The following is a 13,962-nucleotide window of genomic DNA, read 5'->3' on the forward strand; positions in this document are numbered from 1 at the left end:
ATGGCGGGGGAGGACGTGGCCTCGCTTGACGAAGCCCAGATAGTCCTCCCCGATGCAGGAGGCAAGCTTTGCGGGTCTCAATGCGCCCCGTTCAGCATCCCGAACACCTGTTCGAATTCGCCGCGCTTGGTCGCCTCGCTCAGGAACTTGACCCGCTCGACATGGATTTCCGCCGGAGTCGGCTCCTGTCGCAACAGGCCCATCGTCTCGCTGATGAAATCGGCGAGCGGCATCATCTGCGGATTTTCGGCATGGCCGGGCATCAGGTCGGTCTGCACGCCCGGCGGCACGATCTCCACCACATCGACGCCCGTGTCCTTGAGCTGCTCGCGCATCGCCAGTGACCAGCCATGGATCGCCGCCTTGGTCGCGCTGTAGGTCGGTGTCGCCGCCAGCGGCACGAAGGCCAGGCCCGACGACACGGTCAGGATCGTCGCGCTCTTCTGCGCCAGCAGATGCGGCAGCAGGGCATGGGTCAGCCGGATCGGGCCGAGCAGATTGGTGGCGACCGTCGCCTCGGCGATGGCAAGGTCGATCTGGTCCTCCGCCACCATGATGCCGGCATTTAGCAGCACCGCGTCGAGCGCCGGGAAATCGGCGACCAGCTTTGCCGCAAAGGCCGCGATCGCCACCGGATCTTCCATGTCGATCACCATCGACGCCATGCCGGCGTGGGCCGCGACCACCTCGTCGAGCGCCGCCTGCCGCCGCCCGGCGATGATGACCTGGTTGCCCGCCGCGTGGAATTCATGGGCCAGCGCCGCGCCGATGCCCGAACCGCCGCCGGTGATGAGGATGGTGTTGCCGGAATTTTTCATGGGAAAGCTCCTTGGACTGGTTGCTTGCCGACCAATTTAATCCCACACTCTCTTTTGGAAAGAAGGCACCGAAAAGTGCCATAGGCACCCAAAGGTAAGAAATGGCAAATCCTCTGGAATCCCGCTTCGCCACCGCTGAAATAGCGGCCGCCGAGCAGTATCTCGACCATGATCCGCCGACAGAACTCGATCCGCGGGTCGAGCGACTCGTCAATGAACTGATCGGCCGGGTCGCCGACAAATGGACGATGCTGATCCTGGAATTACTGGAGGAACGCGGTACGCTGCGCTTTACCGAGGTCGGCCGCGCGGTCGAGGGGATTAGCCAGAAGATGCTGACCCAGACGCTGCGCCAGATGGAGCGCGACGGCCTGCTCACCCGTACCGTCCATCCGGTCGTGCCGCCGCGCGTCGACTATGCCCTCACCCCGCTCGGCAACAGCCTCAGCGCCGCCTTCTGCGGCGTATGGGTCTGGGCCGAACGCAATCTCGCCACGGTCGAGGACGCTCGCGCCCGCTTCGACGCGCGCGGCGCCTGACCGGCGATCAGCTTTCGGGCGGCGCGGGAACCGGCTGCAACGGCAATTTGGGCGCCTGCACCTGCGGCTGGGTCGGCACCACCGGCGGCGGCGCGCTTGGCGTTCCCGGAACAGCCGGAGCAGCAGGCGCGGGCGCGGAAGCCGGCGCATCGGGCAGGATCATGTCCGACGGCCGCTGCATCGGCGTGGCCGGCACCTGCCCCATCGGCGCGGGCGCGGTCGGCGCCGGCGGTTCATGGTCGTTCAGATCATCGCCGCCGACCGGGCCGACCAGCTTGACCGTCGCGCCGAACCGCTTGCGCCATTCCTCCAGCCGCCGCAGATAATCCTCATATTCCGCCCAGAAATCGCGGAAGGGCTGCTCCAGTTCGTCCAGCGCCTTGGGCGCATAGGCGGCCAGCGCCTCGGGCGTCAGCCCGTTGATGATCGTCATCGTCGCCACCGCCTTCTGGCAGAAGGCCTTCTGCGCCGGCGGCAGGGCGAAGAAATTATAGACCAGCGTGTTCAGCACTTCGCGCATGCGGATCGCGCTGCTGCCGTAACGCTGCTGATAGCTGACCTCCAGCGTGTCATTGGCGCGCTTCAGCGACGCGCCATGCACGGTCAGCATCTGGTTGTACAATATGCGCGTCTGGCCATTGGTCTCGGGACAGCCCAGCGCCGCGACGTTCAGCCCCATGCGCACATGCCACAGTGCCTGGTCGCCCTGGGAATCGCGATTGGGGGTGATGAACTTCCCGGCCTCGTCCTTGTCCGGCGGCACCATGTCGGGCGCGGAATTGCGCGGCGGGGTCGGCATTACCGTCGGCACCACCACCGGCGGCGGCGTGGGCGGCACTTCCTTCACCGGCGTCGCACAAGCCGCCAGCGCCGTCAGGGCAAGCAGCGACAGACGGGAAGACAGGGAACGTGGCAGGAACATCAACTACTCCGACGATCTGGCCCGGCCAACATGCCGGGCATTTCCACCGGAGGAAATATGCTTAACGCGCAGCCAAGGACGGCCCCGCCTGTGGTTCACCGCTGAACCCCCGCCCGGTTGCTGTTAAAAGCCCGCTATCCCAATTGGTTGCAATGCGGCAAGCCGAGCATCGCGAAAAAGGCCGGAAATAGCCGATTTTTCTCAGTCGGCGCGCGCCAGCAGGCGCGGCATCGCCCCCTTCGGCACCGTCACGCCATCATCCGCGATCAGGTCCGCCCGGCTCAGCCGGACCTCCAGCACCACCGGCGCCATCGCCAGCGTCCGCCCCGAACGCCATGCCGCCAGGTCGGTCTGATAGCGGGCATAGGCATCGAAGAAGTCGGTGAAGGGCTTTTCCAGCGCGGCGAGGCCGGTCGGCGCATAGGCCAGCAACTGGTCCGCGGGCAGGCTGTTGACGGTCGCCCCCACCCGCACCGCCTCCGCACAGAAACCCGCCTGCGCCGGCGGCAGGGCAAAGAAATTATAGACGATAGTATTCAGCCGCTCGCGCTGCGCGATCGCGCGCCCACCGAACTGCGCCCTATATTCCCCCTCGACCTGCGCATTGGCCCGCGTCAGCGCCGCCCTGTGCCGGGCCAACAGCGCATTATATTGCAGCCGCGCCGCGTCGCCGCTCCCCTGGCAGGACAGGGCCGCCACGTTCAGCGCCATGCGCATATGCCATAGCGTTGCCGCCCCGCTCAGGTCGCGGTTGGGCGTGACGCGCAGGCCATCGGCGCCGATCGGCGGTATCTGCATGGTGGCCGTCGCGCCCATCGGCGGCAACGGCTGGGGCACGGGCTGAGCCCGCACCGGCGCAGGCGGCGGCGCAACCGCCACCTCCTTCTGCCCCGCGCAGCCCGACAGCAGCGCAATCCCGCCCAGCGGGCACAATAGCAGGTGACGGATCGAGGCACGCATGAACGGTCTCCGGCAAATCTGATGCCGGAAACCATGCCCGATATTGGTTAAAAGCCGATAAAGCCTGTTTTCCAGGCAGCAGAGATCAGGCCGCGCGGCGCTCTAGCGCCGTGGCGGCCTGCGCCATCAGCTCGGCGATGATGTCGGCAACCGGCTCTTCCTTGGTCACCATGCCGACCGACTGGCCCGCCATCAGCGACCCGCCCTCGACATCGCCGTCGATCACCGCCTTGCGCAGCGCACCGGCCCAATAATGCTCGATCTGCAACTGCGCCTCGCCCATGTCGACCGCGCCGCTGTCCAGCAGGTTGGCGACTTCGCGCTGCTTCGCGGTGAAGGCTTCGGTGCCGGCATTCTTGAGCGCGCGCACCGGGATCACCGGCAGGCGCGGGTCGATCTGCACGCTGGCAATGGCATCCCGCGCCGACGCGCGAAAGAAGGCCTTCTTGAACGCGGGATGGGCGATGCTCTCGCTCGCGCAGGCAAAGCGCGTGCCCAGCTGCACGCCGGCGGCGCCCATTTCCAGATAGGCGGCGATCGCCTCGCCCCGGCCGATGCCGCCGGCCACGAACACCGGAACCTGCTGCGCCATTTCCGGCAGGATTTCCTGCGCCAGCACGCTGGTCGCGACCGGACCGATATGGCCGCCCGCTTCCATGCCCTCGACCACCAGCGCGTCGACGCCCGATCGCACCAGCTTCTTCGCCAGCGCCAGCGCGGGCGCAAAACAGATCAGCTTCGCGCCATTGGCCTTGATCGCCTCGATGCTGCCCTTAGGCGGCAGGCCACCGGCAAGAACGACATGCGACACCTCATGCTTGGCGCACACTGCGATCAGGTCGAACAGCTGCGGATGCATGGTGATCAGGTTCACGCCGAACGGCTTGTCGGTCAGCGCCCTGGTCGCCGCGATTTCCGCGTCCAGCAGTTCGGGCGACATCGCGCCACAGGCGATCACGCCGAAACCGCCGGCATTCGAGATCGCCGACACCAGATGCCGCTCGCTGACCCAGCTCATCGCCCCGCACAGGATCGCGCTCTCACAGCCCAGAAATTCGGTGCCGCGGGCCATCAGGGAAGCGAGTTTGGCAGTGGTCATCGTCATATCCTACAACATAAAAAAGCCCCTCCCTTTCAAGGGAGGGGTTGGGGTGGGTAGCGAGCGAAGCGAGCTTCCTCCCTATCCACCAAGGCAGGCGGCGATTGCTGACGCAATCGCACCCACCCCCATGCCCCTCCCTAGAAGGGAGGGGAGTATGTCTGTCAAGCCGCCGGGGCGTCCAGGCCATAGGCGGTATGCAGCACGCGCACCGCCAGTTCGGTCTCGTCCTCGTCGATCAGCACCGAAACCTTGATCTCGCTGGTGGAGATCGCCTCGATGTTGATGCCGCGCTCGGCCAGCGTCTTGAACATGGTGGCGGCGACGCCGGCATGGCTGCGCATGCCCACGCCCACGACGCTGATCTTGGCGACTTCGGTGTCGGTGATGATCCGGCGGAAGCCGATCGCGTCCTTGTTCGCTTCCAGGATGTCGACGCTGCGGGCCAGGTCCGCGCGCGGGACGGTGAAGGTGACGTCGGTCTCCTCATTGTCCTTGCTGTCATTCTGGATGATCATGTCGACGTTGATCGCCGCATCGGCCAGCGGGGTGAAGATGCTGGCCACCGCGCCCGGCTTGTCGGGCACGCGGGTGACGATGATCTTCGCCTCATTCTTGTCATGGGCGATGCCGGTGATGAGCTGACGTTCCATCTTGGTTTCCTTGAGCTTGGCTTCCAGTTCCTCGTCGCTCACGATCAGCGTGCCGGGGAGGTCGTCCTGGGTGGGATCATCGAAGGAGGAAAGCACCTGCACGACCACGCCTTCCTTCATGGCGAGGCCGACGGAGCGGGTCTGCAGCACCTTGGCGCCGACCGAGGCCAGCTCCAGCATTTCCTCATAGGTGACGAGGTCCAGCTTGCGGGCACGCGCCACGATGCGCGGATCGGTGGTGTAGACGCCGTCGACGTCAGTATAGATGTCGCAGCGGTCGGCCTTGACCGCCGCGGCCACCGCGACCGCCGACGTGTCGGAACCGCCACGGCCCAGCGTCGACACCCGGCCATTTTCCATCATGCCCTGGAAACCGGGGATGACGGCGACCTGGCCGGACTGCATCGCGGCGATCAGCGCATCGGTCTCGATCGTGCTGATGCGCGCCTTGGCATGGGCTTCGATCGTGCGGATCGGCAATTGCCAGCCCAGCCAGCTGCGCGCGTCCACGCCGATCGCCTTGAGCGTCATCGCCAGCAGGCCGCTGGTGACCTGCTCGCCCGCCGCCACGACGACATCATATTCGGCCGGATCATAGAGCGCCGAGGCTTCCTTGCAGAAGCCGACCAGGCGATCGGTCTCGCCGGCCATGGCCGATACCACGACCGCCACTTCATGGCCCTGGTCGACGACATGTTTGACACGCGCGGCCACGTTGCGAATTCGCTCCATCCCCGCCATGGAGGTGCCGCCGAATTTCATCACGATGCGCGCCATTTGCTTGTCGAACCTGTCCTTTAAGCGTTTTCGAAGCAGGTGGAACACCTGCTGACTCGGAAAACGCGACCAACAAAAGATATGGAGCAGCCGAACCGATGCAATCGGATCGGACACTGCTCCAATTGTGAAACAAAATGTCCCAAAGGGGCAAAACGGCTGCCCTATTAGCAGCCGCGACGGATATGGCAAGCAATCCCGCCATCCGCTCACCTACCTTGCCGCTGCCCGCGCTCCTACATGCCCCGCCTTCAAAGACATAGCTATGACAGCATGGCACATTGGCCTTCCCGCCGCCCGCTGCTAGAACGGCGGCACGGGTGCCTCGCCACCCAGCAAGACCCAAGGTGCATGATGACAGAGACGACCGCGACGATCGACCCGAAGGAAGCCGCCCATTTCGGCACCATGGCCGCCGACTGGTGGGATCCCAAGGGGTCGAGCGCGATGCTGCACAAGCTGAACCCGGTCCGCCTCGCCTATATCCGCGCCGCGATCGACCGGCATTGGGACAGTGACGATCATGGCTTCCGTCCGCTCAGCGGCAAGCGCGCGCTCGATGTCGGCTGCGGCGCCGGCCTGCTGGCCGAACCGCTCGCACGCCTCGGCGCCAGCGTCACCGGCCTCGACGCGGCGCCGGAAAATATCGCCGTCGCTGTCGCCCATGCACAGGGCCAGGGCCTCGCCATCGACTATCGCGCCACCCCGGTGGAGCAGGTCAGCGACAGCGGCTATGATCTCGTCACCTCGATGGAGGTGATCGAACATGTCGCCGATCCCGCCGCCTTCGTTCGCGCCCTCGCGGCCAAACTCGCGCCGGACGGATTGATGATCCTCTCCACCCCCAACCGCACCCCCATGTCCCGCCTCGCCATGATCACCATCGGCGAAAGCATCGGCGGCATTCCCAAGGGCACGCATGACTGGGCCAAGTTCATCACCCCCGATGAACTGACCGCCTTGCTCGAAGAGGCGGGCCTGGAAGTCACCGACAGCAGCGGCCTCGCCTTCGATCCGGCGCGCGGCTTCACCCTGTCGGCGAACACAGCGATCAACTATCTTCTGACCGCGCGCCACAAGGGCTGAAAAGGACTCGGGCGCGCCAGCCTCAAGTCGACCGTCCCGCCATGGTCGACATGTGCCCCCGCCATCCTGCGCCAGGCCGGCCCGCGCGCCGGAATAACGCCCCGCTTTCCGGGACTTCCTCCCTTCCCCTGCCATCCAGCGCCAGAGAGGCCGCCCAAGAAACGCTGTTCTCACGAAAAGCATTTGCAACTAAATTTTAATTTCCAAACATCTTAAGCATCTAAATGGCAAATTCATTTGCCAAATTGTCATTTCATCTTTCGCCTGATAAAAAATGCGGGTGCAGACATTGCCGGGTCGCCGTCTGCACCTTCGACCGCATGCGGGCCGACCAACGACGTCCTTCCCGCCCCCGGCCGATCATCCGCTCTCAGGAGATCGAAACATGAAACTGCTTTTTTGCCTCTGCCTTGCCGTGCCGCTGCTGCTGCCGGCCGCATCCCGCGCCCAATCATCCGCCCCCTCGATCGACGTGACGGCGCCCACCACCGCCCCGCCCACGCTCGACCGCTGGGTCGAACGCACCGGCAACATCCTCTCCAACCGGCTGCGCTATCCCACCATCCTGTCCGGGCCGGAGGAAGGCATCGTCCAGGTCAAGTTCGCCTGCAGCGACAGCGGCGCGCCGGCCGGCATCGCCCTGCTCAACTCGTCCGGCTCGCGCCAACTCGACAAGGCGGCGATGCGCGCCATCCAGAGCATCCCGACCCTGCATCCGCTGCCCGCCGGCATCGGCGCCGGGCAGAATTATGTCGCCACCATCCTCTTCGCCACGACCCAGGCCAGCTACAATCGGCAGATCCGCGATCTCCAGCGGCAGGCGCTCGACAATAATGCCCGCTTCGCCCGTCGCGCGGGTGGCCCCGCCATGGCCATCGCCCTGCTCGACACGCCGGACACCCCGCGCGCTGTCAACTGAGCCAGGCTCTGCGGGCGCGTGAAAGGGGCGCGCCCGCAGTCCCCCTCGCTGCGCCCCGTGCGTTGCACTGCCCGCCGGCTGATGGCATCACCAGCCGATCGGGACAGCCGCTTAAGCCCGCGGCACAGCGAGGGGGATCATCCTATGGCTATGGATCCACGGATCGACGCCTATATCGCCGCCCAGGCGGACTTCGCCCGGCCGATCCTCATCCATATCCGCGCGCTGATGCACGCCGCGTCTCCGGACATGGGCGAAGCAGTGAAATGGGGCATGCCCTTCTTCACCTACAGGGACCAGAATCTCGCCAACATGGCCGCTTTCAAGGGCCATGCCGCCTTCGGCTTCTGGCATGACAAGGTTGGCAGGGAAGATGCCAGCGACGACGCCATGGGCCAGTTCGGTCGCATCACCGCCCTTGCCGACCTCCCCTCCGATGCCGACATCGCCGGGCTGATCGCGCAGGCCATGGCCCTGATCGACGCCGGCGATCGCCCACGCACCGGCCCCAAGGCACCAAAGCCGCCTCTGCCGGTCCATCCCGCCCTCGCGGCCGCCATTGCCGCTGCCCCGGCCGCCGCCGCCATCTGGGCCGCCTTCCCGCCCGGCAAGATCCGCGACTATTGCGAGTGGATCAATGAGGCGAAGACCGACGCCACCCGCGACAAGCGCATCGCCCAGGCCGTCGACTGGATTGGCGAGGGCAAGGGCCGCAACTGGAAATATGAGAAGAAATAGGGATCTACTTCCGTCCCTCCCGCGGCTCTGCGGGCCAGCAATTGGTGCAGCGCCGCCAGCAACTGACGCCCGGCATCGCGATCGCCGGCTTCAGCCCCGGTTCGGGATGCAGCCCCGCCAATATCTCCGGTGAAACACCCTCTGGCGCGGCGCGGCTGTGGCACATCAGGCATCGGGCGCGATAGCCTGCGCGCGTCAGGCCGGAATGATCCTCCTGCGCGCGCGGCGCCACCGGCATGGCGAGCAACATGCCCGCCACCCCGATGAAAATGGCCATGCCCCGCGCGCATATCGTGCGGGGCATGGCCATATTGTTCGGCGACCTGTTTAGAATTTTTGGCCGAACCTTATGCCGAAGAATTGCGGCTTGATCGTGAAGGTGCGCGAGCTGTTGGCGCAGAAGTCGATCGAGCAGAAGGTGTTGCGCGTCAGCTGCCCACGCTTGTCGAAGGCGTTCTGCAGGAACAGAGTGACGCTCCAACCATCCTTCTTGATCCCGCCCGAAAAATCGAAGCTGACAAAGCCCTTGGTATTGCCCAGCAGTTCGTTGCTCTCGACGTTCAGATCCTGCGTCGCGCCGGTCTGGTAGAGCGCCGCGCCCTGGATATAGGCGGCATAGTCGCCCAGGTCGGTGTCATAGCGGATCGATGTCGTGCCCTTGAAGCGCGGCTGGCGCGGCAGGCGGGTGCCGTTGGCGGCCGCGACCTGCGGCGTCGGCGGGCTCGATCCTTCGACGAACTCGCCCAGCGTACAGCTGCTCAGCTGCGCAATGGACTCGGTCTCGGTATTGAGTGCGAAGTTGCAGAAATCGCCCTTCAGCTTGGCATCGTTGAACGCGCCGGAGGTGGAGATCGTCACCTTGCCCAGCCGCAGGTCCGCATCATATTCGATACCCTTGACCTCGGCCTTGCCGGCATTGCCGGTCATGCCCGCGCCCTGTGCGCCCGACACCACCACGCCATATTGGATATTGTTCCACTTCTCATAATAGACGGCGGCGTTGAAGCGGAAGATATTGTTCCAGGTCGTCTTCACGCCGACCTCGAAATTGGTCAGCGTTTCCGACTTGAACGGCGCGACATTGACGATCTTGCCCAGGCTGCGGATGCGCAGCGGCCGGTTGAACCCGCCAGGGCGGAAGCCGGTCGAATAGTTGAAATAGACCATCTTGTCGGGCTGGAACTGCCAGTCGAGCGCAACCTTGTGGGTCTCGCCATCCTCCTTGTAGCGGCCGGTGCCGTCCGCCGCATTGGGGTTGGTGTTGACGCAGGTCAGCCGCTCGTCATCGGGCAGCGGCGTGGTGCAGCCCACGCCTGCGGCCGATCCGGCCACGCCCGCAAAGCCCCGAACCTTATAGTCGGTCCAGAAATAGCGGATGCCGCCGGTCAGCTTCAGCGTCGGCGTGATGTTGTAATGACCTTCGGCGAAGATCGCCTTGTCATGATAGAGCTGGTCCTGCTCGACATAATAGAAGGCGTCGCCCTTCACCGCCTGAGTGCCCAGGATCATCGTGCCTAGCGGATTGCCATTGGCGTTGATGACGTCGCTGGTATCGAAATAGGGATTGCCGTCCTCGTCATAGGCGATGCCATACATGGCCGGCACGCCGATCAGCCCGCCCGCCACATCGCCGCCGCCGGTCGCGGTATAGCCGGTGATCGTATCCAGTCCGCGGATCGCATAGCTGGTGTTCAGCTCATTCTTCTGCCGCTGATAGAAGCCACCGACGGTCACGTCGAACGGCCAGTCCTTGGGCGTCGAAATCCGCAATTCCTGGGTGAATTTGTTGCGGTGCGTGTCGGCATGATAATATTGGGTCGGGTTGATCATCTGGCACTGCTGACTGGCGCCAGAGCCGGTGCAATTGTCGAAGAATTGCAGATAGCTTTCATAGCCCGGCCCGAAGCCGTCATAGGTGACCGTGTAATAGGTATAGTCGTTCAGCGTGCGGGTGCGGCGCTTGAAATAGCCGGTGGCCGAGACGATGTCCCAGTCGCCGATATGGCCATGGATCGATAGCGCCGCCTGATACCAGCGATCGTCATTCTTGGTCTGGTCATAGTCATGGACTTCCAGGTCGCCGACCCGCGGATCATAGCCGAAATAACCGCGCGCCACCTGCTTCTGGGCCGTGATCTCGGGCGTGATGTCCCAGCCCTCGGTCGGCTGCCACAGCAGCTGGAAGCGGCCGCCAAATTCGCGGATGGTGTTGTAATCATCCTTGGCGATGTCGCTATTGTCGAGCGTGTAGGATGTGTTGGGATTGTTGTCGCCCAGCGTCAGCGTCGACGAACTGCCATCGTTGAACGTGCCATTGTTGGGCGTATTGTCGATATAGCCGCCGTCGCGCCGATAATAGCCCATGGCGCGCACCGCCAGCGTCGGCGCCAGCGGCACGTTGATGTAGGATTCCAGCTGGCCGCCGAAATCACCCTTGCCATATTTATTGGCTTCCACGTCATAGCCGAACTCGAACTTGTCGAGCTTGGGCTTGTTGGTGATCAGGCGGATGGTGCCGGCCAGCGAGCCGGCGCCATAGAGCGTGCCCTGCGGCCCGGACAGCGCCTCGACCCGTTCCAGGTCATAGGCATGGATATCAGGCACTTCGGTGCCGGTGATCGGCATGTCGTCGAGATAATAGCCGACCGAGGCATAGGCACCGCCGGCGGGCACGATACCGCGGAAGAAGGCGGTGTTGCGGCCGGGGCCAATGCCCTCGAACGAGACCGACGGCAGCAGTGCGGCGAAATCGCTCAGGCCCTTCACCTGTCGTTCCTGCAATTTCTCCGCACCCAGCGCCTGCATCGAAATCGGCACCTTCTGGATGCTCTGCGCGCTGCGCGTCGCGGTGACGACGATCTCGCCCAGCCCCTGTTCGGCCTCGGCGGCGGCCGCATCGGCGGCGGCGGCATCGGCTGCCGGGGCCTGCGCCAGTGCCGGCGCGGACAGGATCATCGGTGTGAGGAACGTGCTCGTACCAAGCGCGCAGAACGTGCGCACTCTTCGCGAGCGGAGACGAATGGCCATACGAATACCCCCTGATACGCGTTGCGACTCGTCCTCTCCTGCGAAATTCGCCCGGTGCTCCGGGTCTCCTTCCCTGACGCGTTCGCATGGCCTCGCGCACCGACGGCCGACAGGGCGAAGGATGCCCCGCCCGAAAGAGAGACTCTTTCAGGATCGCCGCCAGACGCTGGCCACGCTGTTTATCTGTTCCATAATCCCCGGACAGTTCGCTTTTGCAGCAATCAGAACAACTGTCCTAAATTCGATACTGCCGATCGGACACGCCCTGTCAAGCGGCTGTTCGGCGACTTTTTGAAACTTTTACGACAAGCTGACTCGACGCCTGCCTGCAGCCGTCATAAGATTTTGAGCAGTCGCACAAATATGAGGGGCTATGGGGAACGCGTCCGCCGTACCGGCAACCGACAGCATCCAGACGGCGCTGGCAGACGCTGCCGCCCTGCTCGACGCCCGCCCCGATGCGGCCTTGGCGCAGGCCGAGGCGATCCTGCGCCGGGCCGGGCGCCTGCCCCCCGCCGAACTGCTGATCGGCCAGGCGCTGCGCCGCCTCGGCAAGCCCAAGGCCGCACTGGCCCGGCTCACCCCCCTCGCCCGCCAGCATCCCACCGTCCCCGCGATATTGTGGGAACTGGCCCAGGCCGCGCAGGAAGCCGGCGACCAGCGTCAGGCGATCGGCGCGCTCGAAAGCCTGACCCGCCAGCAACCCGGCGTCCCCGGCGGCTGGTTCATGCTGGCCGGGCTGCTACGCACGATTGGGCGCGATGGCGATGCCTGGCGTGCCGACCTGTCGGGCGTCCACGCCGCCTCGCGCGATCGCGACCTGCTGGCAGCGGCCCTAGCGATGAACGAGGGGCGACTGGACGATGCGGCCGCGCTTCTCACGGCGCGCGCCGATCGCCTGCCCGACGATCCCGCCGGCACCCGCCTCATGGGTGAGGTGCAGTGGCGGCGCGGCGACATGAATGCCGCCCTCGCTCATGTCGAGCGCGCCGTCGCGCTGGCACCCGGCTTCGACCTCGCCCGCGATTTCCTCATCCGCCTGCTGTTGCAGAACAACCGCCTGAGCGAAGCGCTGGCCCATGCCGAAACCCTCGCCCGCTCGCCGATCCATAATCCGGGCTATGACCTCATCCGCGCATCGGTGCTGGTGCGGCTGGGCGATCAGGACGCGGCGCGCGCCATCTATGAGCGGTTGCTGGCCGATCGGCCCGACCAGCCGCAGGTCTGGCAGAATCTGGGCCATGCGCTCAAGACGCTGGGGCGACAGGCCGACGCGGTCCATGCCTATCGCCAGGCGGTCCATCATCGCCCGACCATGGGCGAAGCCTGGTGGAGCCTCGCCAACCTCAAGACCGTGAAGCTCGACGCCGCCGACATCGCCACGATGGAGCGCGCGCTCGAAACCCTGGCCCGCGATGGCCAGACGGAGGGCGAGGATGTCTTCCACCTCCATTTCTCGCTCGGCAAGGCGCAGGAGGATCGCAAGGCGGACGAAGCGGCCTTCCGCCATTATGACGCCGGCAACCGGCTGCGCCGCGCCATGATCCGCCATGATGCCGGCGAATTTTCCGCCGAAGTGGCGGCCACCGCCACGACCTTCAGCGCGCCCTTCATCGCCGCCATGGGCGATGGCGGCTGCCCCGCGCCCGACCCGATCTTCATCGTCGGCCTGCCGCGCGCGGGATCGACATTGGTCGAGCAGATCCTCGCCAGCCACAGCCAGGTCGAAGGCACGATGGAACTGCCCGAGATGATGATGATCGCCAGCCGCCTGCAATCGCGGGTGGACGATGGCGAATTTGCCGATTTCGCGACCATGGCGGCATCGCTGACCCCGGCCGACCGTCGTCGGCTGGGCGAGGAATATGTCGAACAGACCCGCGTCCACCGACAGAGCGGCAAGCCGCGCTTCATCGACAAGATGCCCAACAACTGGCAGCATGTCGGCCTCATCAAGCTGATCCTGCCCAATGCCAGCATCATCGACGCGCGCCGTCATCCGATGGGCTGCTGCTTTTCCGGCTGGAAACAGCATTTCGCGCGCGGCCAGGCCTTCACCTATAACCTTACCGACATCGGCCTTTATTATCGCGACTATGTCGCGCTGATGGCGGCCTATGACGCGGCCGCGCCGGGCCGGGTCCATCGCGTCATCTATGAACGGATGGTCGCCGACACGCCGGGTGAGGTCGACCGGCTGCTCGCCTATCTCGGCCTCGATTTCGAGACCGCCTGCCTGTCCTTCTGGCAGACCGACCGGGCGGTGCGCACCGCCAGTTCCGAACAGGTGCGCCAGCCCATCTATACCGGCGGCGTCGATCATTGGCGGCGATTCGAACCCTGGCTGGCCCCGCTGGCCGACGCGCTCGGGCCGATCGCGCACAGCTATCCCGACCTGCCGCCGCGCTGATCATGCGCGCCTTT

Annotated in this window: 12 protein-coding genes; 5 read left to right on the forward strand and 7 right to left on the reverse strand. The window is 65.2% G+C overall.

Annotated elements, in window-relative coordinates; genetic code table 11:
• Positions 1 to 77 precede the first annotated feature (77 nt).
• On the reverse strand, positions 78 to 818 hold the full coding sequence (locus VHN57_RS14100) for an SDR family oxidoreductase (protein WP_423284229.1): 741 nt from the start codon (positions 816 to 818) through the stop codon (positions 78 to 80).
• Between the two features lie 101 nt (positions 819 to 919).
• Between VHN57_RS14100 and VHN57_RS14105 the strand changes: the two genes are divergently transcribed.
• The gene (locus VHN57_RS14105; RefSeq protein ID WP_278987813.1) at positions 920 to 1,357 is read left to right on the forward strand and encodes a winged helix-turn-helix transcriptional regulator; all 438 of its coding nucleotides are present in this window, start codon (positions 920 to 922) and stop codon (positions 1,355 to 1,357) included.
• 7 nt (positions 1,358 to 1,364) lie between these two features.
• Here the strand turns inward: VHN57_RS14105 and VHN57_RS14110 are convergent, their stop codons facing one another.
• The 4 genes from VHN57_RS14110 to VHN57_RS14125 all read right to left on the reverse strand — a co-directional run bounded on the left by VHN57_RS14110 (position 1,365) and on the right by VHN57_RS14125 (position 5,768).
• Positions 1,365 to 2,279, reverse strand: a complete 915-nt coding sequence (locus VHN57_RS14110) for a hypothetical protein (RefSeq protein ID WP_423284232.1) — start codon at positions 2,277 to 2,279, stop codon at positions 1,365 to 1,367.
• A 201-nt stretch (positions 2,280 to 2,480) separates the two neighbouring features.
• Positions 2,481 to 3,239, reverse strand: a complete 759-nt coding sequence (locus tag VHN57_RS14115; RefSeq protein ID WP_278987990.1) for a hypothetical protein — start codon at positions 3,237 to 3,239, stop codon at positions 2,481 to 2,483.
• 85 nt (positions 3,240 to 3,324) lie between these two features.
• Positions 3,325 to 4,338, reverse strand: coding sequence for an NAD(P)H-dependent flavin oxidoreductase (locus tag VHN57_RS14120; RefSeq protein WP_017501365.1), 1,014 nt, complete (start codon positions 4,336 to 4,338; stop codon positions 3,325 to 3,327).
• A gap of 164 nt (positions 4,339 to 4,502) precedes the next feature.
• A complete protein-coding gene (locus VHN57_RS14125) occupies positions 4,503 to 5,768 on the reverse strand; it encodes an aspartate kinase (RefSeq protein ID WP_423284234.1) in 1,266 nt (421 codons plus the stop codon).
• Positions 5,769 to 6,119: 351 nt separating this feature from the next.
• Here VHN57_RS14125 and ubiG point away from each other — a divergent pair, with 351 nt between their 5' ends.
• The 3 genes from ubiG to VHN57_RS14140 all read left to right on the forward strand — a co-directional run bounded on the left by ubiG (position 6,120) and on the right by VHN57_RS14140 (position 8,511).
• Complete coding sequence (gene ubiG / locus VHN57_RS14130) at positions 6,120 to 6,854, forward strand: bifunctional 2-polyprenyl-6-hydroxyphenol methylase/3-demethylubiquinol 3-O-methyltransferase UbiG (protein ID WP_423284236.1); 735 nt, start codon at positions 6,120 to 6,122, stop codon at positions 6,852 to 6,854.
• Positions 6,855 to 7,239: 385 nt separating this feature from the next.
• Positions 7,240 to 7,773, forward strand: coding sequence for an energy transducer TonB family protein (locus tag VHN57_RS14135; protein WP_048937694.1), 534 nt, complete (start codon positions 7,240 to 7,242; stop codon positions 7,771 to 7,773).
• 144 nt (positions 7,774 to 7,917) lie between these two features.
• On the forward strand, positions 7,918 to 8,511 hold the full coding sequence (locus tag VHN57_RS14140; protein WP_278984973.1) for a YdeI/OmpD-associated family protein: 594 nt from the start codon (positions 7,918 to 7,920) through the stop codon (positions 8,509 to 8,511).
• Between the two features lie 4 nt (positions 8,512 to 8,515).
• Here the strand turns inward: VHN57_RS14140 and VHN57_RS14145 are convergent, their stop codons facing one another.
• Together VHN57_RS14145 and VHN57_RS14150 are read right to left on the reverse strand one after the other, a co-directional pair.
• Complete coding sequence (locus VHN57_RS14145) at positions 8,516 to 8,788, reverse strand: hypothetical protein (protein ID WP_278984971.1); 273 nt, start codon at positions 8,786 to 8,788, stop codon at positions 8,516 to 8,518.
• Positions 8,789 to 8,838: 50 nt separating this feature from the next.
• Positions 8,839 to 11,466, reverse strand: a complete 2,628-nt coding sequence (locus tag VHN57_RS14150) for a TonB-dependent receptor (RefSeq protein ID WP_278984978.1) — start codon at positions 11,464 to 11,466, stop codon at positions 8,839 to 8,841.
• Between the two features lie 445 nt (positions 11,467 to 11,911).
• On the opposite strand from VHN57_RS14150, the gene VHN57_RS14155 reads away from it, so the two are divergent.
• A complete protein-coding gene (locus VHN57_RS14155; protein WP_423284239.1) occupies positions 11,912 to 13,948 on the forward strand; it encodes a tetratricopeptide repeat-containing sulfotransferase family protein in 2,037 nt (678 codons plus the stop codon).
• The last annotated feature ends 14 nt before the right edge of the window (positions 13,949 to 13,962 follow it).

This window comes from Sphingobium salicis subsp. salicis, assembly GCF_049472635.1.
In the GTDB taxonomy this organism is placed as follows: Bacteria; Pseudomonadota; Alphaproteobacteria; order Sphingomonadales; family Sphingomonadaceae; genus Sphingobium; species Sphingobium yanoikuyae_A.

Excerpts from the sequence above, each read along its gene's own strand:
- VHN57_RS14100 (WP_423284229.1), bottom strand. The coding sequence starts at position 818 with ATGAAAAATTCCGGCAACACCATCCTCATCACCGGCGGCGGTTCGGGC.
- VHN57_RS14105 (WP_278987813.1), top strand. The coding sequence starts at position 920 with ATGGCAAATCCTCTGGAATCCCGCTTCGCCACCGCTGAAATAGCGGCC.
- VHN57_RS14110 (WP_423284232.1), bottom strand. The coding sequence starts at position 2,279 with ATGTTCCTGCCACGTTCCCTGTCTTCCCGTCTGTCGCTGCTTGCCCTG.
- VHN57_RS14115 (WP_278987990.1), bottom strand. The coding sequence starts at position 3,239 with ATGCGTGCCTCGATCCGTCACCTGCTATTGTGCCCGCTGGGCGGGATT.
- VHN57_RS14120 (WP_017501365.1), bottom strand. The coding sequence starts at position 4,338 with ATGACCACTGCCAAACTCGCTTCCCTGATGGCCCGCGGCACCGAATTT.
- VHN57_RS14125 (WP_423284234.1), bottom strand. The coding sequence starts at position 5,768 with ATGGCGCGCATCGTGATGAAATTCGGCGGCACCTCCATGGCGGGGATG.
- ubiG (WP_423284236.1), top strand. The coding sequence starts at position 6,120 with ATGATGACAGAGACGACCGCGACGATCGACCCGAAGGAAGCCGCCCAT.
- VHN57_RS14135 (WP_048937694.1), top strand. The coding sequence starts at position 7,240 with ATGAAACTGCTTTTTTGCCTCTGCCTTGCCGTGCCGCTGCTGCTGCCG.
- VHN57_RS14140 (WP_278984973.1), top strand. The coding sequence starts at position 7,918 with ATGGCTATGGATCCACGGATCGACGCCTATATCGCCGCCCAGGCGGAC.
- VHN57_RS14145 (WP_278984971.1), bottom strand. The coding sequence starts at position 8,788 with ATGGCCATTTTCATCGGGGTGGCGGGCATGTTGCTCGCCATGCCGGTG.
- VHN57_RS14150 (WP_278984978.1), bottom strand. The coding sequence starts at position 11,466 with ATGATCCTGTCCGCGCCGGCACTGGCGCAGGCCCCGGCAGCCGATGCC.
- VHN57_RS14155 (WP_423284239.1), top strand. The coding sequence starts at position 11,912 with ATGGGGAACGCGTCCGCCGTACCGGCAACCGACAGCATCCAGACGGCG.